Consider the following 21124-nt stretch of genomic DNA (forward strand, 5'->3'; position numbering starts at 1 on the left):
CGGCGCCGGCCGCTAAGGCTTGATGGCCGCGCCGCCGAACATGTAGACGTGGTCGTCGGGAACGGCCGCGGCGTCCTCGTCGGGATGCCAGCGGTTGACGCGCACCACGCCCGGGTCGATGAGGTCCAACCCGTCGAAGAATCGCGCGAGTTCGTCGGAGGTCCGCGCCTTGATCGGCATCCCGTCGGACCGGTAGGAGTCGACCGCGCCGCTCACCACCGCGGCCGAGCCGTCGAGGGCGATCGCCGACAACGCGAGCACGCTGCCCGAGACCAGCGGCTCCAGAAGCCGGCCGATGATGTCGCGAACCTGCTTGTCGTCCTGGATGAACTGCAGAACCGCGATCAAGGTCAGGGCGACCGGCCTGTCCAGGTCGAGCGTGTCGCGCAGTCGAGGACCGGCCAGGATGGCCTCGGGTTCGCGCAGGTCGGCGTCGATGAAGGCGATCCGTCCCGCGGAGTCGCCGGACAGCAGCGTACGGGCCTGCAGCAGGACGAGCGGATCGTTGTCCACATAGACCACCCGCGACTCGGGCGCGACGCTCTGGACGACCTCGTGCAGGTTGGGGGAGGTGGGCAGACCGGCCCCGATATCCAGGAACTGCCGAATGCCGTACTCAGCCGCCAGGCGGCGAACCACCCGCAGCATGAACTTCCGGTTCGCTCGCATCGAGGTGGCCGCATGGGGCACGCGCCGCTCGAGGTTGGCGGCGGCCGCCCGGTCGGCCGCGAAATTCGCCGTCCCGCCCAGCATGTAGTCATAAACCCGCGCCGGATGAGGAACATCCGTCCTCAAGTCGACGTCATCAGGGGCAATGTCGGACAGCTTATCCGCCATTTCCGCGCCTTCCTCCGTAGCGTCGCCTGGTGCGCGACCCCCGCCGCCTACCGAGAACGCCGTGCCGCCACGCCCTTGGAGCGATCAAAACCGCCGAACAACATCTCCGTCAACATTTCCGCCCATTCCGGACATCTCCACAATCCGGGCACGTGTCTCCACGACCAATCTCGAACCACACCTCACGTGCGCATTCGTGGTCGTTAACCCCCCAGCGATCGCAAAGCGCGTCCACGAGAAACAGCCCTCGCCCGCTCACGTCGTCCGAGGCATCGCGCACGTACGGCTTGCCGGCGGCCCCCTTGTCGATGACGCCAACACGAATCGTCCCCCGGCCCGGCGTCCCGGAGATCTCGATCCTGATGTCGCCGCCGTCGCGCGAGTCCGAGTGGACCGCGCTGTTCGTGAACAGCTCGGAGGTGAGGAGCCTGGCGTCGTCCAGGGCGGGGTGAGCGTCGCCGAGGACGCTCCGCACGAACTCCCGCGCCGCCGCGACCGATTCCGGTTTGCCCGCCAGGGTGATGACGCCCAGAAGGTCGCCCGTGTTCGCAGACATATGACACTCGCTTTGATTGCACAGTGTGACCGATGACCCTCCAAGGGTGACCGATTGGGAATATCCTGGTGCGCGCAATAACCGCGCGGCATCCCCTCAATGAACGTGGGGTCAGCGTGGCGTGAACGAGAAAGCGGTAAATAATCGAAAGAAAGCGGAATGTCCAATCCTGTCAGAATTGACCCAGACGAGTCGCCCCGCGCCCGTTTCGCGTACGAGCTGAGAGCCCTGCGCCGGGAGCACGGGCTCACCCAGCGACAGTTCGGCGAACGCATCGGCTATGCCGAGTCCTCGATCGGCATGATCGAACAGGGCCATCGCCCGCCCACCCAACTCCTCGCCGACCTCGTGGACGAGGCCTTCACCCTCCCCGGCACCTTCGCCAAGCTCTACCTCAAGACCACCTGGGCCGGCGCTCCCGAGCACTTCCGTTCATGGCTCCTGGAGGAACAGGACGCCACTGCTCTTCGCGGATACGAGCCCACTCTTATTCCCGGATTGTTCGAGACCGAGGCTTACGCTCGCGCTGTCCTTCAATCCGAGCCGGGATGTACGCCTGCGCAAGTGGACGAGAGGGTTGCAGCACGTATCGAACGCAAATCAATCTTCACTCGCGACAAGCCGCCAACGATCATCTCGATCATTGACGAGGGCGTCCTGCACCGCCCTGTCGGCGGCCCCGAGGTGATGCGCGAACAGCTTTGTCACCTGCTGGAATTGGCTCGCCATCCGCATGTGACCATCCAAGTCCTTCCTTATGCCGCGAATGCGCTCTGCGGCTTGCAAGGTGGCTTCATCATCGCCGAGCGTGACGGACGACCCCAAGCGGCGTACATCGAAGGTCAGCCTCAAGGACGAACGACAGATGATCGTGCCCTGATCGCACAACTGATTCGCTGTTACGATGCGATCAGAGCAGAGGCACACCCTCAGAGCCATTCGCTGAAAATCATCAAGGAGTTGATCGATGCGGAGTCTTAGCGGTGCCAGATGGCGAACCAGCAGCTACACCGGAAGCGATGGCGGCAACTGTGTAGAGGTATCCACCAATCTGCGGGGGATCGTGGCCGTCCGGGACAGCAAGGACCGGGGTGGGCCGGTGCTGGTCTTCGCTCAAGATGAGTGGCGAGACTTCCTGGAAGCCGTGAAGGCCGGGATTCTGAACCGGCCCTGAAGCCGGGGAAGGCGTGGTCAATCGGTCCGTCGGGCTGCCGTCGAGCAGGCGTGGCTTGGGATGATCCTCAAAGGATCAGCCCGGCCGCCGATGCAGGCCGCTCGAACCGGTCGGTGTCATGAGCTGAGAGTGGCTCTGCCCATGCCGTTAATCGGTATCTGGCGAAAACAATTCTTGGTATGGCCGAGGACTGGCTGACCAGTGACGAGGCGGCTCGGATGCTTGGAGTCACGCCCGCGCGGGTGCATGCCCTCGCCAGGTCGGGGCAACTCGCATTCCGCATGGCGGGCCGTACCCGGCTCATCGACCCCATGTCGGTACACCGGCGTAGTACCCGGCTCCGCAGGGCGGGACGGCCGATGACCTCGACGGCCGCGGCAATCATCGAGCAGCTTGCGGGAGTGCACCCTTTTGACCGGTCATGCCTTGCCACAACCATGTGACCATGGGGGCGCGCGGAATTGTCGGTGGGCTCTGGTCCGTGCTGCCCGGCCTGCGGGTTCACCTCAGGCCGGGGGAGCACGTCAGGGTTTGATGGCGGCGCCGCCGAACATGTGCACGTGCGTGTCGGGGACGCGGGCGTCCTCGTCGGGGTGCCAGTGGTTGACGCGCACCACGCCCGGTTCGATGAGGTCCAGGCCGTCGAACAACTCCGCCACCTGGGCGGAGGTACGCGCCATGAGCGGCATGCCGTCGGAGTTGAAGGCCTCTACCGCGCCGCGTACCTCTTCGGGGGAGCCGTCGTAGGTGATCGTCGACAGGGCGAGCACGCTGCCCGGCGCCAGCGGGTCCATGAGCCGGTGGATGATGCGGTGTACCTCCTCCTCGTCCGGGATGAAGTGCACGATCGCGATCAGGGTCACCGCGACCGGCTTGCTCAGGTCGAGCGTCTCGCGCAGTTGGGGGGAGGACATGATGCCGTCGGGGTCGCGCAGGTCGGCGTCGAGATAGGCGGTACGTCCAGCGGGATTGCTGACCAGCAGGGCGCGGGCGTGCACCAGGACGATGGGATCGTTGTCGACGTACAGGACCCGCGACTCGGGCGCGATCTCTTGGACGACCTCGTGGAGGTTGGGGGAGGTGGGCAGGCCGGTGCCGATGTCCAGGAACTGGCGAATCCCGTGCTCGGCGGCTAGATAACGCACCACCCGCACCATGAAGTTCCGATTGGCCCGCATCGACGTGGCCGTATTGGGCATCCTGCTGACGAGGTGCGCGGCAGCCACCCGGTCAGGCTCGAAATTGTCCTTGCCGCCCAGAAGGTAGTCGTAGACCCGCGCCGGATGAGGCAGGTGGGTCTTAAGATCAAGATCCTTGGGTGCGAAACTGGACATTCCGTCCGTCACGTCGATACCTCCTCGCCTGCGTGGTCCGCCGCTGCGTGCAAGCTACCATCAGACGCCACGCTCACAGGGCGGATATGATCCCTTATTCGCGTTTGACCATTGCCTTGATCTGTTGCATCCCGCATAAGTCAAAATCCGTGTCGCCGCACGCGGGACACCGCCCCGCACGTCCTGGGGGACACGGTTTCGCGTACGCCGCGCGGATGTCCGTACTCCGGCTCACCCTGAACCCTCTGGGCCTCTCTGTTTCGGCAGGTCGGTCACGGGTGAATCGGCGGGCGGCCGGGTCGGTCCTCATCGCGGTGGTGATTGGAGGTATTGGAGGACGGCTTGGACTCGCCGGTTGTAGTTGGGGGCCTCAGGGAGGTCCAGTTTGATGAATATGTTGCGGATGTGGGCTTCGACGCCGCGTTGGAGGTGGAGTCGTTCGCCGATCGCGGCGTTGGAGAGGCCTTCGGCCATGAGGGCGAGGACTTCGACCTCTCGTGGGGTGAGGTGGGTGATGCGGGATCGGCGGGCCGCGACCATGGCCGACACGACGTCGCGGTCCACGACGTACTTGCCCGCGGCGACGTCGCGGATCGCGGCGGCGAACTCCTCGACCTTGGAGACGCGGTCCTTGAGCAGGTAGCCGACGCTTCGGGCGCGGCCTCCGTCGAGCAGGGCCGACAGGTGTGCGGTCTCCTTGTGGGCGGAGAGCACCAGGGTCGCGAGGTGGGGTCTGCGCGCTCGCAGTTCCACGGCGGCCACGAGGCCGTCGATGGTGCCGCCCGGGGGCATTCGCACGTCGATCACGGCGACGTCGGGGTTATGGCGGGCGACGGCCTCGTACAGGGAGGGGACGTCGCCGGCCTCGGCGACGACGTCGATGCCCTCCTCGCAGAGGGACCGGGCGAGCATCTCGCGGAAGAAGGCGTGATCGTCGGCTAGTACGACTCTAGGCATCGGGGGTGTTGTCCTCACGGTCGGGTGGGATGGGCAAGATCGCTTCGATGAGGGTGCCGGAGCCGGGCGGGCTGTGTACGCGCAGCTCGCCGCCTGCCGCGGCGACCCGGTCGGCGATTCCGACCATGCCCTTGCGCGTCGGGTCCGCTCCGCCCCGGCCGTCGTCGGTCACCCGGACGATGAGACGGTCTCCCGCAAGGGTCACCTTGATCGTGATGATTCGGGCGGCTGCGTGCTTGAGCGCGTTCGCAACGGCCTCGGCGGTCACGTAGTAGGCGGTCACGGCGATGTGCTCGTCGAGCCGGTCGAGTCGCGGCGCGTCCACGACCACGACGGTGTCCTGGTCGGCGGCGAGGGTCTGCTCGGCGGCCAGTGCCTCGAGCGCGGCGGTCAGGCCCGCGTTGGTGATGATCGCCGGATGGAGGCCTTTGGCCAGTTCGCGGACCTTTTCGTGGGCCTCGGTCAGCTTCGCGGCGACCGCGTCGAGGACCTCGTCGGCGGCCTGCGGGTCCGTCCGGAGTCTGCGCTGGGCCACGCGTATGCCGGTGATCGCGCCGAGGAAGTACTGCTGGGCACCGTCGTGCAGGTTCTTCTCGATGTGCTTGCGCTCGGCGTCGGCGGCCTCGACGATCCGGGCGCGGGAGGCTTCGACCTCCTTGAGCTGCCTGGCGAGGCGGACCGTCAGCCCTTGGTTGGTGAGATGCAGATCGGCTGCGGCGGCGACGGCGTCGAGCACGTCCTGGTTCACGTGCAGGAGCGGGTCGTGCACGATCACGGCCGGGTCGAGGTCGGCGCGGGTCTTCAGCGGTGTGACCGATCGTGAGCCGGGGTCGAGCGGGAGGTCGTTCACGTCGACCAGGCCGTCGCCGGATCGGATGGCGATCTGCAGCGACGGGTCGTGCAGGGTGCGGGTGAGGATGCTCTGCAGTTGTTTGGGCGTCTCCGCCTCGGGCACCTGGTGCAGCAGCCGCATGACGGTGCTTCGCCCGAGGTAGAGCCGCAGCATTCCGGTCAGGAATCCGACGGGCAGCAGGAGGAACACCACGTCGTACACGCGGAGGAGCGAGTCGTGTAAGGAGCGGTTGACGTTGAGGATCGTTCCAAGCGCGGACGTGAACGCGACCGCGAGCATGACGATGATGACGGGCATCAGCAGCGACCGCAGCAGGGGCTTGGCGTGCCGCCATCGGTGCAGCAGGACCAGCAGCATCGCGGCGGAGACCAGCACGGTCAGGACATGCGTGCCGGTGGTCGAGATCACGGTGATCGTGTCGCTGTGCGCGATCAGCAGCAGCCCGGGCGCGTTCTGCGTGGAGTGTAGCCGCCAGTCGGTGAACAGCGCGTTGGTCACGCCTCGGGCGATCATCGCGGTGTAGGCCACCCACACCAGCACCCGGCCGACCGTCGAGCCGATCCGCCCGGTCGGGTACGCGAGCGCCAGATGCACGAGGGGTCCGCTGGACGCCACGACCGTGAACTCGCCGATCGTGTGGATCCACGGCACCGGCGACAGTTGAAGGTCCTCGGCGAGGAACCCCGCGCTCACCGCGATCATCAGCATTCCGATCGGGTTGCCGGGGCGGCGGAAATGCGCGACGAGCCCCGCCACCAGGAACAGCGCCGCGGCTGCCGCGTGCAGGACGACCCGGAACGGGTCCGCGTCCGCCACGCGGGCGGCGATGCCGGTGCCGACCACGCCCAGCGCCGCCACCGCCGCGGCGATGAGCATCACCCACAGTGAGCCGAGTCTGCCGCTCACGATCCTCCCGAATCGCTCCGGGCCGTCGCTGACGATTCCTGGCCGAGCACCGTTGGTGTTCATGTCAGGATTCGATTATGCGAGTCAGTTCTTGCGGGGACAGCACCGTTTTGGAGATGAAACCGCGAGCACCTGATCGCTTCACCAGCGGCCCGTATGCCGATGCTTCGCGTCCGGAACACAGCACCACCCGAAGGCCCGCGTCGACCAGGATCCGGCACACCTCGAAGCCGTCGAGATCGGGCAGTTGAATATCGAGCAGCACCACGTCCGGCCGTAACCGGTGCGCCTGCTCGATGCCCTCCGCGCCGTCCGCGGCCTCGCCGACGACGCTCAGGCCCTGCCCGTCCAGCAGCGCGGCGGCCATCTCCCGGAAGAACTGATCGTCGTCGACGATCAGCACCGTCAGCTCTGACCCACTGATGTCCTGCTCCGCTCTACTCCGCGCATTCGCTCGGTCCACTGGAATCGCATTCAGTTTCGCTCCGCGAGCGCCGGAAAACATGCGTGCTAGCCCGCTAGGCGCACCTCGGTCCGAGCGCACACCATGAACCGTGTCCACCCGATCGCATGACATATCGGCTCGATATGGCCACGGTGGGCCGCGGCAATCAAGGAGTAAAGGCATGAAATCCCCCCTGATCCCCCGGACGCCGGGCAGGAATTCGGCGTCCACCGGCGCCTCCGCCACATCCCGTCCATTCGGAACGGCACGGCGGGCACGGGCGCTCCGCTCGTCGTTGTCCGTCGCGGCTCTCGCCGCCGCGACCGTGATGGCGGGCCCGCCCGCCCGGGCGCTCCCCGCCGCCTCGGCGGCGCCCCCCGGGTTCGACACCTGCCCGCAGGGCTATGTCTGGCGCGGAACCGTACCGAGCGACCACGTGTGCGTCTATCCGGAGCGGTACCAGCAGGTCAGGGAGGACAACGCCCAGGCCCGTTCCCGCGTCGATCCGCGCGGCGGCCCGTACGGTCCCGACACATGCCTCAAGCCGTACGTGTGGCGAGAGGCCTTCCGCGGTGACCACGTCTGCGTCGTGCCGGAGCACCGTGCCCAGGCGTGGGACGACAACGCGCAGGCGGCCGGCCGGGTGGAGGAGGCATGGCTCGACGCAACCGCCGTCGCCGCGACCATGAGCGCCTCGGCGCTCAAGGGCGCCATCTCCAAAACGTTCACCAGGCTGGTGAAAGAAAAGGACTCGCGTGTCGGCATCTACGGCGGCCGCGAGACGCTCAAGGTCGTCAGCGACACCAGCGACGGGTTCGCCGGACCGCGTAACCGGGTCCTGCGGTTCGGCACCCACGGCTTCGTGAGCCTCACGATCTTGACCGACCCCACCTTCTACATCGAGCTCGATCTCAGGTTCCAGAAGGCGGCGGCGTCCGGCGGCAAGACCGACATCGTCGCCGTGCTGACCCGCTGGAGGATCAGGACCTCCGGCTTCGGGCACGGGACACTGCTGAACGAGCTCCGCAACGGGATCAATGAGGCCTTCCGCCAGCCCGTCTCCTTCGGCACCATCCCGGCCGGCGCGGACTTCGTCACCGCCGGGGTGCCGCTGGACGGCAGCCTCAAGCTCTACTTCAAGAACACCGTCGCCGGACGCCTCGCGAAGGTGGTCGCGCAACGGCGGCTCGACGATTTCTAGCCCACGACCCGCGCCGCCGCCCGCCCTATCGCGAAGAGTTCGCTCGCGGACTTAACATCACCGCGCACGGAGCGCGTCCATATTCCGCATGATCGCTTCGGCCTCCGCCCGGTCGTCCGGGTCGGCGGTGAGCGTCTCGGCCTCCTTCCGAGCGGTCAAACATGGACGGTGGGCTGGGCGAGGCGCTTGCGGAAGGTCCAGTACGTCCAGGTCTGGTAGGCGAGGACGAAGGGGAGGGCGGCGGCGCCGATCCAGGTCATGACGGTGAGGGTGTAGGGGCCGGAGGCGGCTTCGGTGAGGGTGAGGCCGGGGAGGGGGGATTCCCACAGGACGGTGAACAGGGCGGTGGTGGCGAGGGTGATGGTGATGGCGGTGGCGGTGAAGGCCCAGCCTTCGCGGCGGCGCCAGATGAGGGCGACGGCGGCGGCGAGGGTGGCCATGGCGGCGGTGGACACGATCCACGGCGTGGGGTGGGTGGCCCAGTCGTTGAGGGGGGCGGCGGATGCGGGGATGCCGGGTAGGGCGGCGAGGGCGGACGGGACGGCGGCGGTGGCGAGGAGGAGGGCGGTGCGGCGGGCGCGGGCGCGGGCCGGGCCATCGGTCTTGAGGGCGACGAAGATCGCGCCGTGTAGGGCGGCGATGGTCAGGGAGAAGAGGCCGCCGGTGATGGTGGCGAGGGGGGTGCCGCCGAGCAGGTTTCCGAAGATGGCGCCCCACATGAAGGCGGGTAGGAAGCTGCCGGTGACGATGCCGGCGTCGCAGAGGGCGCGTTCGGCCGACGTGCGGACCTTGGAGCGCCATTCGAGGCCGACGCCGCGGACGATGAGGGCGGCCAGGACCATCAGCAGGGGCAGGTAGAAGCCGCTGAGCAGGCCGGCGTACCAGCTTGGGAAGGCGGCGAACATGGCGCCGACGGCCGTGATGACCCAGACCTCGTTGCCGTCCCACACCGGGCCGATGGTGGCGAGCACTTGGCGGCGCTCGGCCTCGTCGCGCGACAGCACCGGCAACAGGGCGCCGACTCCGAAGTCGAAGCCCTCCAGGACGAAGTAGCCGGTCCAGAGGAAGGCGATGAGGATGAACCAGAAGGTGGGCAATTCCATGATCATCAGTCCGCTCAGTACATCAGGGTGGGAGTGCGCCGGTCGGCCTCGGCCCACGTCTGGGGCTCGGCGCGCGGGGCCGGGTCGGCGGCGGGACCGGCCTTGACGTACCGCACCAGCAGGACGCCCTCGGCCACGGCGAGCACGCCGTACAGGGCGGTGAAGACCGCCAGGGAGATCGCCACCTGGGCGAGGGTGACGTTGGGGGAGACGCTCGCCGCCGTGAGCAGTTCGCCCATGACCGTCCACGGCTGGCGGCCGATCTCGCTGAGCAGCCAGCCTGCGATCATCGCGATCGTGGGGAGCGGCAGGGCGAGCAGGCACAGCCGGGCGTACCAGTCGGGCACCCGGCGGGGCTCGCGTCCGCGTCGGCCGCGCGAACCGCGGACGCGACGGCCGCGGGTGAGCCACAGGCCCAGGATCGACAGGCTGACCGTGGACAGGCCGAAGGTGATCATGACGCGGAAGGACGAGTAGACGATCGGCAGGTTGGGCGTGTAGTCGCCGGGGCCGAACTTCCGCTCGTAGCGCTTTTGGATGTCGTCCACGCCCTGCACGGTGGCGTTGACGTCGTGCGCGGCGAGCAGGCTGAGCAGGCCGGGCACCTCGACGCCGGGGACGGGCGAGAACGGCGCGGCGGATTGGTCGTGCCGCAGGCCCTCGGCGGCGGCGAGCTTCATCGGCTGCTGCTCGCGCAGAAGCTGGCCGGACAGGTCGCCGCTGCCCGCGACGACCGCCCCCGCGATCGCCGTCATGACCAGCGCCCCCCGCAGGCCGGCGCGCCACATGTCCGGGTCGGTCGTGATGCCCGCCGTACGGCGTTCGCGAAGAATCCGGTAGCCGCTCACGGCGAGCACGAAGCCGCCGGCGACCACGAAAGAGGCGGCGATGACGTGCGGGACCTGGGCGAGGGCGGTCGAGTTGGTGAGCACCGCCCAGACGTCGGTCATCCGGGCGCGGCCGTCGACGACCTCGTAGCCCACCGGGTGCTTCATCCAGGCGTTCGCCGCGAGGATGAAGTACGCCGACAGGTTGGAGCCGATGGCGGCGGCCCAGATCGTCATCAGGTGGACGCGCTTGGGCAGCCGGTTCCAGCCGAAGATCCACAAGCCGAGGAAGGTGGACTCAAGGAAGAAGGCGAGCAGCGCCTCCATCGCCAGCGGCGCGCCGAAGACGTCCCCCACGAAGATGGAGTACTCGCTCCAGTTCATGCCGAACTGGAATTCCTGCACGATGCCCGTCACCACGCCCATGGCGAAGTTGATCAGGAAGAGCTTGCCGAAGAACTTGGTGAGCGTGAGGTAGTGCTGCTTGCCCGTGCGGTACCAGGCGGTCTGCAGCGCGGCGACGAACGTCCCCAGACCGATCGTCAGAGGTACGAACAGGAAGTGGTACACGGTGGTCACCCCGAATTGCCACCGTGCCAGGTCGAGTGCGTCCATGATCCCCTCGTTGGAAGGCGGGCTCTACGCGCCGTAGTCCTACATTCAGTAGTACTACAGCCTGTAGAGCAATGCTGAGATCGGACCTCCCCCGGACCGTGCGAAGTTCGTCACAGCGCGGCCGATGCCCGGCTCTCTCGATGCCCAAGTGAAGGCCCGCGCACTTGTGCCGTGATTGGCAGGGACTTGTTCCCTCGCTTGGAAGGCGGGTACGCGGGCCTTTTCCGGCGTGACACCCATGATGGGAGCAGGACGCCGCGTACGGCGTCAGCCCGGCGACGGATTGCGGGGTACTCCCTGCGGGGGACTACGCGGGCATCAGTTCGTCAGCCTGTCAGCCTCTCAGCGCGTCAGCCCGTCGAGGAGGCGGTCGAGTCCCCATCTGAACTGCTCGGTGGAGATGAAGCCGGCCATCGTCTCGGCGGCCGCGGCGGTGCGCGGGAAACGGTCGGCGGGCACGGCGGCGAAGGTCGCCCGCCGGGCGGCCACCCGTTCGGCCTCCGGCTGCGGCGGCGCGTCGGCGTCCATTTCGGCGGCCTCCAAGGCGATCGAGCCGACCACGTACACGATGAGCAGGTACGACGCCCGGGCGGCCGGCTCCGGATCCAGCCCGGCCTCCGCCAGTACGGCCAGCAGGCATTCGCCGAGGGCCAGCGCGTTCGGCCCGTCCATGGGCCCGGACAGCAGCAGGTGGACCATGCCCGGCTGGGCGATCAGCCGCTCCCGCAGGCCGAGCGCGAGCGCGTGCAGGCGTCGCCGCCAGGGCGTCGCCGGGTCGGCCAGGGCCTTCAGATCCACCTCGCCGAGCAGGCGCTCGACCAAGGCGCTCAGCACGGCCGCCTTGTTCGGCACGTACGTGTAGACAGCGTTCGGCGCGACCCCCAGCCGCGAGGCGATGCCACGTACGGTCACCGCGGCCGCGCCGCCCTCGGCGAGCAGGCCCATCGCGGCGTCGAGCACCGCCTCCTCGCTCAGCGTCCTCTTCGGCCCAGGCCGCACGTCGCCTCCTCCGTCCGCTTGGCGTACCCGCCCCATGATTGCGTCCCCGGCCGGGGAACGCGGCGACCGGTGTACGCGGGGCCGGGTGGTGTGGGGGTCTTTTCTTCTATCTTTGGACATCGTACAGTTATTGGACACCGTACAGAGATGGGAGTCATCCATGACGACGATCCCGTTCACGCAACGGCGGCTGACCGGCGGCATGTTCATCGCGGGCGCCGTCGCCTTCGCCGTCGCCGCCACCCTGCTGTCCGCGGCCTTCGACTGGCCGGACATCCTGCGCCGCCCGCCCGGCGTGGTGCTCGCCGCCTACGCCGAGGGCGGCCCCGGACTCGTCGGGATCTGGTTCGCCACCGGCTGGACGTACGCGATCCTGCTGATCCCGATCCTGCTGCTGCCCGCCGCCCTCGGCCGCCCCGCCGACCCGGCGCTGCGCGTGGCCACCCACCTCGGCGCGGTCTCGGTGCTGCTGTCCCTGATCGGCTTCCTGCGCTGGGTCTTCGTGGTCCCCCCGCTCGCCGCCGCGCACTCCTCCGCCGACCCCGTCGCGAGGGCCGCCGCCGAGGCCGCGTGGACGGCCCAGCACCAGTACGGCGGCGCCCTCCTCGGCGAGCACCTCGGCCAGACCCTGGCCGTCGCCTGGTCGGTGACCGTCGCGGTGCTCATCCTGCGCACCCGCGCGCTGCCCGCCTGGCTGGGCTGGACGGGCCTGGCCGCGAGCGCCGTCTACCTGCTCAACCAGGGCGACATCCTGGCCACCGCGGTCCCCGGCTTCCCGGTCTGGGAGCCGGCGGGCCTTATCGGCAGCACCCTGTGGGGCCTGTGGGTGGCCGCCCTCGGCGCGACCCTGCTATTCGGACGCCGAGGCTGAGCGCGCGCCGGTCGCCTCGGCGTGCCGGGCCCGCAGCCGGTCGCGGATCTCCTCGGGCGTGTAGGCGCGCCGCCGCCGCTCCGCGCGTACGATCACGACGCCCGTGGCGGCGACGCCGACAAAACTGGCAAGGCCGATAATCTTCCACCATTTCCATCGCTTCATCCGCCTAGGGTAAAGGGCATGCCTGCCACGCCAATCGACCTAGACAAGGCCGTCGAGCTGACGCGGACCGGCGATGTGTGGCTGTTCCGCGGGCGCAAGGTGCCGGACCGCGCCATTCAGGTCACCACCAACAGCCCGGTCAACCACGTCGGCATGGCCGTCGTCATCGACGACCTTCCGCCGCTGATGTGGCACGCCGAGCTGGGCAAGTCGCTGCCGGACATGTGGAGTGGGGGCCACCACCGCGGCGTCCAGCTCCACGACCTGCGCTCGGCCGTCATGGTCTGGGCCCACCGGTACGGCCAGCGCGCCTGGTTCCGCCAGCTCGATCCCCCGGCCACCCGCGAAATGGAGGACGCCGTCCTGCGCGCCGTGGCCCGCCTCGACGGCACGCCCTTCCCATCGACGGCCCGCCTCGCCGGGCGCTGGGTGCGCGGACGCCTCCCCGCCGTCCGCCTGCCGTTCCGTCGCCGTGACCGGGCTCGCGACCGGGCTCACCACAGGGATCGCGACAGGGATCGTGACCGGGAGTCCGACGGGGATCGCGGCGGGGAGGCCGACGAGCAGGCCGATCGCAGCCTGGAGACGGCGTACTGCGCCGAGGTCCTCGCGGTCACCTACGAGGAGATGGGCCTGCTGCCGGGCGGACGCCGTACGAACTGGTACGACCCCGGACGATTCTGGAGCGGCGACCGCCTCGAACTGACCGGCGGCCACCGCCTCGGCGGCGAGATCGCCGTACGCATCCCCGACGCGTAGACGCCCGGCGACGCGGGAACGCCGCCCGGCAGCGCGGGAACGCCGTCGGGCATCGCGGCCAAGTCGGAAAAATGGGCACACGCCGACCTTCGGCGAGGCGTGTGCGGCACGCCGCGGGGCGCGTACCGGAGAACTGCGCGCTCAGCGAACACCGCCGTGAGCGAACAGCGGACGCTCGGAGACGGGCCGGAGGTTAGTGTCGGCGACAGGTGACCGATCAAGGGTCGGCGCATGATCGCGCACATCGGATGCCGACGCCAACGGTCGCCGCCGACCGATTCACCACGCCATTTCGGAGATGCCCACCACGAAGCGCCGCCGGTCACGGGCCGCACACCCGTCCCGGCGGCCGACCCCGCGACATGGAAGGACCGACGGCTCATGACCGTGGCCACACCCGCACCGAATCCACCGCTGTCCCAGCGTCTGCTCGACAAGCGGATCGTCGTCCTCGGCACGCAGGTCGACGACGAGATCGCCAACCGGATCTGCGGCGAGCTGCTCCTGCTCGCCGCCGAGGACGACCGGCGCGACATCTGGCTGTACATCAACTCGCCCGGCGGCTCGGTCACGGCCGGCATGGCGATCTACGACATGATGCACTACATCCCCAACGACGTCGCCACCGTCGTGATGGGCTTCGCCGCCTCGATGGGCCAGTTCCTGCTGACCTCCGGCGCGCCCGGCAAGCGCTACGCGCTGCCGCACGCCCGCGTCATGATGCACCAGCCGAGCGGCGGCATCGGCGGCACCGCGGCCGACATCGCCATCCAGGCCGAGCAGATGCTGTACGCCAAGCAGATGATGTCCGAACGCATCGCCGCGCACACCGGCCAGCCGCTGGAGCGCATCCAGACCGACTGGGACCGGGACCGCTGGTTCACCGCCGAGGAGGCCCGCGAATACGGCTTCGTCGACCACGTGATCCGCAGCGCCCGCCAGGTGTCGTCGGCCGGCGCGGTCTCGTGAGGAGGGCGGACATGACCGAGATCACCGCACGTTACGTCGTGCCGTCCTTCACCGAGCGCACGACGTACGGCGTCAAGGAGGTGACCCCGTACAACAAGCTGTTCGAGGACCGGGTCATCTTCCTCGGCACCCAGATCGACGACACCTCGGCCAACGACGTCATGGCGCAGTTGCTGACGCTTGAGTCGCTCGACCCCGACCGCGACATCAGCATGTACATCAACTCGCCCGGCGGCTCGTTCACCTCGGTGATGGCGATCTACGACACGATGCTGTACGTCCAGCCGGAGATCCAGACGGTCTGCCTGGGCCAGGCCGCGTCGGGGGCCGCCGTGCTCCTGGCCGCCGGCACGCCGGGCAAGCGCATGGCCCTGCCCAACGCCCGCGTGCTGCTGCACCAGCCCTCGATGGAGGGCACCGGCGGCACCGGCAGCGACCTGGAGATCCAGGCACGCGAGGTGCTGCGCATCCGCGCCCAGCAGGAGGAGGTCCTGGCCCGGCACACCGGCCGCGACCCCCAGGAGATCCGTCGCGACCTCGACCGCGACAAGATCTTCACCGCGGCGGAGGCCAAGGCCTACGGTCTGATCGACGACTTCATCGTCACCCGCAAACGACGCACGGACACGGCCCTGGCCGTGATCGGACGCTGACCCGCGGCCGAGACGGGGGCGGCCGATGACCCGTCGCCCGGCCGGCATCGCACACCCAGGCCGGGCGGCGGTCGCACACACCGGCCGCCCGATGCCCACCCCGCGACGGGAGGACACTCACAGCTTAGTGTCCGCCCGCTCTCCCGGCGGCGGACCCGGGCAGCGCCGTGACCACATCGTTCAGCCGGGTCGCCCCGCCGGGCACTCGCGATGGCGCGCGTTGTACGGCGCTGCCCGCGTCGCCCGGCCTCGGCGTCGCCGGGTGGTTGCCCGGCACTCTTACGACGCCGGTGTTGCCGCCTGTTGTCCGGCGTTGCCCGGTCCCGGTATGGCCGACCGTGGCTTGGCACTGCCCGAAGGCGGCGTTGCCGGTCCCGGCGCGTTGCCGGTCCCGCCGTGGCGACCGTGGCCAGGCGTTGCCTGGAGGCTGCCTGGAGGCAGCGTTGCCCGGTCCCGTCGTGGCGACCGTGGCCTGGCGCTGCTTGGGGGCTGCCTGGAGGCGGTCGGGATCTCCGTCGGGCATCACGCGGACGGGCATCCGTGCGGTGAACGTTCGCGGGCCTCGCATCGGGCCTCGCACTAGGGTGCTTCGGCATGGAAGAAGAACCGTCTTCTCTCAGCACCGTCCGGTCCGCGTACGACGTCGTGGCCGATCTTTACGCCGAGACGTTCCGCGGCGCGCTGGACGCGCAGCCGCTGGACCGCGCGATGCTCGCGGTGTTCGCCGAACTCGTGCGGTCCTCCGGCGGCGGCCCGGTCGCCGACGTCGGCTGCGGGCCCGCCCGGCTCACCGGCCACCTCGCGTCCCTCGGCCTGGACGTCTTCGGCACCGACCTGTCCCCGGAGATGATCAGGCTGGCCCGCGAGGCGTACCCGGACCTGCGGTTCGACGTGGGCTCGATGACCGACCTGAAGGCGGCCGACGGTGCGCTGGGCGGGGTGCTCGCCTGGTACTCGGTGATCCACACGCCGCCCGAGCGGCTGCCCGAGATCTTCGCCGAGTTCCGCCGGGTGCTGGCGCCGGGAGGGCATCTGCTGCTCGGGTTCCAGGCCACCGATGACCCCAAATGTCTGACGGAGGCGTTCGACCACAAGGTGACGCTCGCCTACAAGCTGTCGGTGGACGGCGTCGCCGACCTTTTGCGGGCGGAAGGCTTCGACGTGCGCGCGAAGCTGGCGCGAGAACCGGAGGATGGCGTGCGGTTCACACAGGCCGCGTTGCTGGCCCGCAGACCTGGCCCGAAGTAGCGATCACGGGGATGGTTAGCATGCGGGGGTGCGGACACTTGTGCTCTGGGACATCGACCACACCCTCATCGACGTTGCCGGGATCAGCCGGGAGATCTACAGCGCGGTGTTCCGCGACTTCGTCGGCCGCCTACCGGAGAAATTTCCCGATATGTCCGGCCGGACCGACCGCGGAATCATCACGGCGCTGCTCGATCTGAACGACGTCCCCCGGACCGACGACCTGGTGGAGACGTTCGCCGAAGCCTTGGCCGCGATGTTCGAGGACCGGCGGCACGAGTTCACCGCCCGAGGCCGCGAACTCACCGGAGGCAGGGCCGCACTCGCCGCGCTCGCCAAGCGTACCGACGTGGTCCAGTCGGTGTTGACCGGCAACATGAAGCCGATCGCGATCTGCAAGCTGACCGAGTTCGGCCTGCACGAGTTCGTGGACTTCGAGGTCGGCGCGTACGGTCTGGACGGGCTGGAGCGCCCCGCGCTGGTCCGGTTCGCGAGGGAGAGGGCGCAGGCGAAGTTCGGGGAGACCTTCGACGAGCACGGCACCGTGCTGATCGGCGACACCCCCCACGACGTGCAGGCCGGGCACGAGGGCGGGGCGCGCGTGGTGGCGGTCGCGACGGGCCGCAGCGACGCGGCGGCCCTGCGCGCGGCGGGCGCCGAACTCGTGCTTCCCGACCTCGGCGACACCGACGCCGTAATCCGCAGCATCCTCCAGGTCAGCGACGAGTAGGCCCACAAGACGGCCACGCCTTCCGGCTGCACCTTCGCCCCCGGCCGGGAGCGGGAACGCTTCCGCGGATGCGCGTGCGAGGGACGAGCCAGAGAGGGCGCGCGGACGACCTAGAGAGACAAGTGACCGACCGCCTGGTTGTCAACGCTGCGTGGGTGTGCGGGCGCGGGTCGTCCCGGGGGGCGGCGGGTGTCTGAGCGATGTTCGGCGATGCGGCCTGTGGTGGTGAGGAATGACCGGCCGCCAGGTTCCCATCGCTGCGTGGGTGTGCGGGCGTGGGCCGTTCCGGGGCGCGGCGGGTGTCTGAGCGATGCTCGACGACGCGGCACGTGGTGGTGGGGCAGATCTTGCCGTTATGACGGTGGGCGCGAAGTCTCTAAAGTTTCGCTCATCGGAGGTGGACATGAAGATCGTCGGCAGTGCCGTACTCGGGATAGAGCGTGCTCGGCTGTGGGCGGCGTTGCAGGATCCGGCGGTGCTCGCGTGCACCATTCCGGGGTGTGAGCGGCTGGAGGCCCTCGGGGGCGACGTCTACCGCATGACGGTGAGCGCGGGGGTGGCCTCGATCAAGGGCGTGTACGAGGGGGAGGTGGCCCTCGCCGAGCCCGACGAGCCCGAGCGCTTCGTGTTGCGGGCCCGGGGGCAGGGCGCGCCCGGCACCGTCGACGCCACCGTGCGGGTACGGCTCAGCGAGGCGCCCGGCGGCACCCGCGTGGACTACGACGCCGATGCCGTGGTCGGCGGGATGATCGGCGGAGTGGGGCAGCGCATGCTGGGGTCGGTGGCCAGGCGTACCGCCGGGGAGTTCTTCGCCGCGGTCGAGCGGCATCTGACGGAGGCGCCCGCCGTGGTGGTGCCCGCCCAGGTGGCGCCGGTCGAAGCCGCGGGGGCGGTGGCCGTGCGAGTGGAGCGGCCCGTGGCGGAGGAGGCGCCGTCGGCGGGGGAGGCGGGGCAGCCCGTGGGACAGGCGGCGGAGGCTGTGGCGGACCAGGCGGCCCAGGCGGCGGGGGCCGCCGGGCCACGGGCGGGGCAGCCCGTGGCCGTCGGTCAGGTCTTCGAGCGTCCGGCCGCGGTGAAGGCGCCGCGCCAGCATCCGCCCGCCTGGACGATGCTGACCGCGTTCGGCATGGGCGCAGGCGTCGCGCTGGGGAGCGCCGTGATCGGCTGGCTTCTCGGACGAAGTGGGCGAAAGAGCAAATAACGCACCAATTCGGCGTAAATTTGCAGATATGCGCGAGGCTCGTGCGGAGGATGCCCGGACCGAGGCCCGGCGGCTCACTCTGCTGCTCCTGGGCGAGGAACATCCCACGGCGGCGGAGCTGTTCCGCCAGGGGAGGGCCGTCCTCGGCCCCGGCCGCACCGCGATGTGCGGCCGTCTGGCCGGCGGCGCCCCCCTGACCCGCCGTTCGGCCGAACTCGCCGCGATCGCCGCCCTGGTCGTCGGCACCCGCGACCTCGGCATGCGCTGGTGGCGCGACAGTCGCGAGGGCAAGCTGCCCGCCCCCGACGAGGTCCTCGCCGCCAACACCGCCATCGACCCGTGGACCGACCTCACCGTCCTGGAGATGCTGGCCACCTGGATCGCCGACGACGCCGCCGACGAGCGCTGGGGCCGGCCCGTGGACACCGTGGACCTCAACTCCTGGCAGGCCGAGGACCGCATCGAGTTGCCTCCCGACGCCTGGCCGGGAGACCGGCTCCTGGTCGCCTTCGACGCGGGCGGCCGGTTGGACGCGCTGGTGGTCGAACGCCCCGGCGGTCGGCTCGGCTCGAACCTGGACTTCGCCTCCCTGCGCTACTCCCCGCCCGCGGAGGCCCAGTGGAGCTGGGGCGTCGCCGCAGGGCTCGGCCCGCACCCGCTCCCGGACCAGCCCGCCGACCCCTACCTCGGCCCGATCGACGAGGAGGCCGCCGACCGGCTGCGCGCCTGGGCCCTGCGCCACGACGCGGCCACGGCCCAGGTCGGTCCGCGCTGGCGCAACAAGGGCGACGTGATCGCGGCGATCGATCGCGTCGACTGGATGTGGCGAAGCGGCGAGTGGTTCGGCTGGTGGCGCGCCGTCTGCGCGCTGGTGGACGGCGACGCCATCCAGCTCGCCGCCCGCCTGTGCGACCTCGACTCCTGAAGCCCACGCTGCGACGGGTGACCGGCCTTATACGGCGGCCCGCATGCCGCCGATATGTCGCGGTACTTGGCGCTACCGCGGGAGAGGCACTCTGCCGACGCCGCCCAGCACCAACGTCTTCCCCGAGGTCCCCGGGGTCCCCTGGGCGGGGGCGGCGGGGGCATCGTCGTACGCGGGCGACGACGGCCGCCAGCGCGAGATCTCGACCAGCCCGGGTTCCAGCAGTTCAAAACCCTCGAAGAACGCCGCGATGTCCGATTCGGACCGGAAGATGAACGGGGCCGAGGCATTGTCGTACAGGGAGGCGCCCTGCTGTAGGCGGCTCAGGTTGGCGTCGTCATGGCAGACATGGGTGAGCGCCAGTTGGCTGCCCGGGGCCAACCTTCGCCGGATCGCCGCCACCGCCCCCGCCGGATCCTCGTCGTCGGGCAGGAAATGCAGCAGGGCGACCATCAGTACGGCCACGGGCCGGGAGAAATCGATGAGCTCGGTCACTTCAGGGGCGCGGAGAATGTCTTCGGGTTTGCGTACGTCCCCCGTCGCGAAACCGACGCGAGGGCGGCCTTGCAGCAGCGCCCGGCCGTGCGCGACGACCGATGGGTCATAGTCGACGTAAACCACCCGCGCCTCGGGATTCACCGCCTGCGCGATATCGTGGACGTTTTCCTGATTGAGCAGCCCGGCACCGATGTCGAGGAACTGGTCGGCGCCGTCCGCGGCGAGTTCCTTGACCACGCGCAGCAGAAACGCCCGGTTGGCGAGGACCGATTTCTTGGCCTCCGGCACGATGGACAGGAAGCGTTCGGCCGTCTCCCGGTCCACCGGGAAATTGTTCTTACCGCCGAGAAAGTAGTCGTAGATACGCGCTGCGTTCGGCACGTCCGGGTTTAGACCGGCACTAAAATCGACGCTCAACGTCAACCCCCCGTATTCGACACTCTATGTGCGTCCGATCTTCGCGGTCAAGTCTTGCGTCAAGATGTGGGAATGTCGAGTGTGTCGATCACACAAGTGATTTCGTTCGGTGATTGGCGGCGGACGACCAGTGTTTCTTGGCGAGTCGTTCACCGTGGCGAGGCCGGTCGCGTACGGGGACGGACGCGGGATCACGCAGGTCGGAGGTTGGCGGCCTGGTCCGCCGCCGCCGTCGGCTCCAGGCGAAGGGACGACCGGCCATGTGGCGTGATCGTCCTGAACATGGGATGTTCTGGACATCACTGATAAGGGAGGCGCTATGACCGCAAACCCGCCCTCGGCCCTTGAGTCGATGATGACCCCCGACGAGCGGACCGCCGCCGAAGCCGACGCCGCACGCTGGCGATACGGCTTCTTCATCGTCCTGGCCGGACTCGTCGTCGTGCTGGTGGGCTTCACCGTCTCGGTGCTCAACTCCGGCGAGGTGGCGACGATGTTCGCCGGGGTCTGCGGAGTGGTCGGCACCATCATCGGCGCGTACTTCGGCGTGCAGGCGGGCCAGGCCGGCAAGGATCGCGCGGAGGCCGAACTGCGCCGCGTCAACGACATGGCGATCCGCATGGCCGCCTACATCGACCGGGCCCAGATCGACCAGGCACTCGGCCCCCGCCGCGACCGCCGCCCCGCCGTGACCTACCCGCCCGCCCCTGCCCCCACCACGAACCCTCACGTGGACCCTGACGTTGACCCGGCTTCAAGGTGAAACCAGACTCAATAGTGGGCGACACCGGCCGTGAGAGCCTGACGCCCGACTCGGCCACGCCGGTGCGGAGCGGTGGAAGGGCTGGCAGAAGGCATTGACGCGCGGCGCTGCGGGTACT

The 21124-nt window shown here is 69.3% G+C and carries 24 protein-coding genes; 13 read left to right on the top strand and 11 right to left on the bottom strand.

All coding sequences use genetic code 11. The features are described from left to right. Nucleotides 1-12: 12 nt before the first annotated feature. Nucleotides 13-837 (bottom strand): SAM-dependent methyltransferase, encoded by an 825-nt coding sequence (locus tag AB0K60_RS02340; protein WP_364047652.1) that lies wholly within the window; start codon nucleotides 835-837, stop codon nucleotides 13-15. A 109-nt stretch (nucleotides 838-946) separates the two neighbouring features. Then, complete coding sequence (locus tag AB0K60_RS02345) at nucleotides 947-1393, bottom strand: ATP-binding protein (RefSeq protein ID WP_364047654.1); 447 nt, start codon at nucleotides 1391-1393, stop codon at nucleotides 947-949. Between the two features lie 159 nt (nucleotides 1394-1552). Between AB0K60_RS02345 and AB0K60_RS02350 the strand changes: the two genes are divergently transcribed. The 3 genes from AB0K60_RS02350 (at nucleotide 1553) to AB0K60_RS02360 (ending at nucleotide 3010) form a co-directional block, all read left to right on the top strand. Then, nucleotides 1553-2374 (top strand): helix-turn-helix transcriptional regulator, encoded by an 822-nt coding sequence (locus AB0K60_RS02350; RefSeq protein ID WP_364047656.1) that lies wholly within the window; start codon nucleotides 1553-1555, stop codon nucleotides 2372-2374. Further along, a complete protein-coding gene (locus AB0K60_RS02355) occupies nucleotides 2361-2567 on the top strand; it encodes a DUF397 domain-containing protein (protein WP_364047658.1) in 207 nt (68 codons plus the stop codon). Before AB0K60_RS02350 ends, AB0K60_RS02355 begins: the two co-directional genes overlap by 14 nt. 179 nt (nucleotides 2568-2746) lie before the next feature. Next, on the top strand, nucleotides 2747-3010 hold the full coding sequence (locus AB0K60_RS02360) for a helix-turn-helix domain-containing protein (RefSeq protein ID WP_364047660.1): 264 nt from the start codon (nucleotides 2747-2749) through the stop codon (nucleotides 3008-3010). An 81-nt stretch (nucleotides 3011-3091) separates the two neighbouring features. Here the strand turns inward: AB0K60_RS02360 and AB0K60_RS02365 are convergent, their stop codons facing one another. The 4 genes from AB0K60_RS02365 to AB0K60_RS02380 form a co-directional block, all read right to left on the bottom strand. Next, on the bottom strand, nucleotides 3092-3913 hold the full coding sequence (locus AB0K60_RS02365; protein WP_364047662.1) for an SAM-dependent methyltransferase: 822 nt from the start codon (nucleotides 3911-3913) through the stop codon (nucleotides 3092-3094). Nucleotides 3914-4207: 294 nt separating this feature from the next. Then, nucleotides 4208-4858: a response regulator transcription factor gene (locus tag AB0K60_RS02370; RefSeq protein ID WP_364047664.1), complete on the bottom strand. Its 651-nt coding sequence runs from the start codon at nucleotides 4856-4858 to the stop codon at nucleotides 4208-4210. Next, complete coding sequence (locus tag AB0K60_RS02375; RefSeq protein WP_364047666.1) at nucleotides 4851-6617, bottom strand: histidine kinase; 1767 nt, start codon at nucleotides 6615-6617, stop codon at nucleotides 4851-4853. Before AB0K60_RS02375 ends, AB0K60_RS02370 begins: the two co-directional genes overlap by 8 nt. A 64-nt stretch (nucleotides 6618-6681) precedes the next feature. Continuing rightward, nucleotides 6682-7020 (bottom strand): response regulator transcription factor, encoded by a 339-nt coding sequence (locus tag AB0K60_RS02380; RefSeq protein WP_364047668.1) that lies wholly within the window; start codon nucleotides 7018-7020, stop codon nucleotides 6682-6684. A gap of 223 nt (nucleotides 7021-7243) precedes the next feature. On the opposite strand from AB0K60_RS02380, the gene AB0K60_RS02385 reads away from it, so the two are divergent. Beyond that, on the top strand, nucleotides 7244-8263 hold the full coding sequence (locus AB0K60_RS02385) for a hypothetical protein (RefSeq protein WP_364047669.1): 1020 nt from the start codon (nucleotides 7244-7246) through the stop codon (nucleotides 8261-8263). Between the two features lie 155 nt (nucleotides 8264-8418). Here the strand turns inward: AB0K60_RS02385 and cydB are convergent, their stop codons facing one another. The 3 genes from cydB to AB0K60_RS02400 all read right to left on the bottom strand — a co-directional run bounded on the left by cydB (nucleotide 8419) and on the right by AB0K60_RS02400 (nucleotide 11807). Then, on the bottom strand, nucleotides 8419-9366 hold the full coding sequence (cydB, locus tag AB0K60_RS02390; protein WP_364047671.1) for a cytochrome d ubiquinol oxidase subunit II: 948 nt from the start codon (nucleotides 9364-9366) through the stop codon (nucleotides 8419-8421). A 14-nt stretch (nucleotides 9367-9380) separates the two neighbouring features. Then, nucleotides 9381-10808, bottom strand: a complete 1428-nt coding sequence (locus AB0K60_RS02395; protein WP_364047673.1) for a cytochrome ubiquinol oxidase subunit I — start codon at nucleotides 10806-10808, stop codon at nucleotides 9381-9383. Nucleotides 10809-11150: 342 nt separating this feature from the next. After that, nucleotides 11151-11807 carry a TetR/AcrR family transcriptional regulator gene (locus AB0K60_RS02400; protein WP_364047675.1) on the bottom strand — a complete coding sequence of 219 codons (657 nt, stop codon included), beginning with the start codon at nucleotides 11805-11807 and terminating at the stop codon, nucleotides 11151-11153. Nucleotides 11808-11967: 160 nt separating this feature from the next. Here AB0K60_RS02400 and AB0K60_RS02405 point away from each other — a divergent pair, with 160 nt between their 5' ends. Continuing rightward, nucleotides 11968-12678: a DUF4386 family protein gene (locus AB0K60_RS02405; protein ID WP_364047677.1), complete on the top strand. Its 711-nt coding sequence runs from the start codon at nucleotides 11968-11970 to the stop codon at nucleotides 12676-12678. On the opposite strand, the gene AB0K60_RS02410 is transcribed toward AB0K60_RS02405, so the two are convergent. Continuing rightward, a complete protein-coding gene (locus AB0K60_RS02410) occupies nucleotides 12658-12843 on the bottom strand; it encodes a hypothetical protein (protein ID WP_364047679.1) in 186 nt (61 codons plus the stop codon). The genes AB0K60_RS02405 and AB0K60_RS02410 overlap by 21 nt on opposite strands. 18 nt (nucleotides 12844-12861) lie before the next feature. Here AB0K60_RS02410 and AB0K60_RS02415 point away from each other — a divergent pair, with 18 nt between their 5' ends. The 7 genes from AB0K60_RS02415 to AB0K60_RS02445 all read left to right on the top strand — a co-directional run bounded on the left by AB0K60_RS02415 (nucleotide 12862) and on the right by AB0K60_RS02445 (nucleotide 19328). Next, the gene (locus AB0K60_RS02415) at nucleotides 12862-13602 is read left to right on the top strand and encodes a hypothetical protein (RefSeq protein WP_364047681.1); all 741 of its coding nucleotides are present in this window, start codon (nucleotides 12862-12864) and stop codon (nucleotides 13600-13602) included. Between the two features lie 381 nt (nucleotides 13603-13983). Beyond that, the gene (locus AB0K60_RS02420) at nucleotides 13984-14571 is read left to right on the top strand and encodes an ATP-dependent Clp protease proteolytic subunit (RefSeq protein ID WP_364047683.1); all 588 of its coding nucleotides are present in this window, start codon (nucleotides 13984-13986) and stop codon (nucleotides 14569-14571) included. Nucleotides 14572-14582: 11 nt separating this feature from the next. Further along, nucleotides 14583-15224 (top strand): ATP-dependent Clp protease proteolytic subunit, encoded by a 642-nt coding sequence (locus AB0K60_RS02425; protein WP_364047685.1) that lies wholly within the window; start codon nucleotides 14583-14585, stop codon nucleotides 15222-15224. 594 nt (nucleotides 15225-15818) lie between these two features. After that, complete coding sequence (locus AB0K60_RS02430; RefSeq protein WP_364047686.1) at nucleotides 15819-16472, top strand: class I SAM-dependent methyltransferase; 654 nt, start codon at nucleotides 15819-15821, stop codon at nucleotides 16470-16472. A 28-nt stretch (nucleotides 16473-16500) separates the two neighbouring features. Then, nucleotides 16501-17202: an HAD hydrolase-like protein gene (locus AB0K60_RS02435; RefSeq protein ID WP_364047688.1), complete on the top strand. Its 702-nt coding sequence runs from the start codon at nucleotides 16501-16503 to the stop codon at nucleotides 17200-17202. A gap of 403 nt (nucleotides 17203-17605) precedes the next feature. Continuing rightward, entirely contained in the window at nucleotides 17606-18403 is a 798-nt protein-coding gene (locus AB0K60_RS02440) for a carbon monoxide dehydrogenase subunit G (protein ID WP_364047690.1), read from the top strand. Between the two features lie 28 nt (nucleotides 18404-18431). Further along, nucleotides 18432-19328, top strand: a complete 897-nt coding sequence (locus AB0K60_RS02445) for a hypothetical protein (protein ID WP_364047692.1) — start codon at nucleotides 18432-18434, stop codon at nucleotides 19326-19328. A 72-nt stretch (nucleotides 19329-19400) separates the two neighbouring features. On the opposite strand, the gene AB0K60_RS02450 is transcribed toward AB0K60_RS02445, so the two are convergent. Then, a complete protein-coding gene (locus AB0K60_RS02450) occupies nucleotides 19401-20243 on the bottom strand; it encodes an SAM-dependent methyltransferase (protein WP_364047694.1) in 843 nt (280 codons plus the stop codon). Nucleotides 20244-20562: 319 nt separating this feature from the next. Here AB0K60_RS02450 and AB0K60_RS02455 point away from each other — a divergent pair, with 319 nt between their 5' ends. Continuing rightward, nucleotides 20563-21006 (top strand): hypothetical protein, encoded by a 444-nt coding sequence (locus AB0K60_RS02455; RefSeq protein WP_364047696.1) that lies wholly within the window; start codon nucleotides 20563-20565, stop codon nucleotides 21004-21006. The last annotated feature ends 118 nt before the right edge of the window (nucleotides 21007-21124 follow it).

The organism is Thermopolyspora sp. NPDC052614, assembly GCF_040678635.1.
GTDB lineage: Bacteria > Actinomycetota > Actinomycetes > Streptosporangiales > Streptosporangiaceae > Thermopolyspora.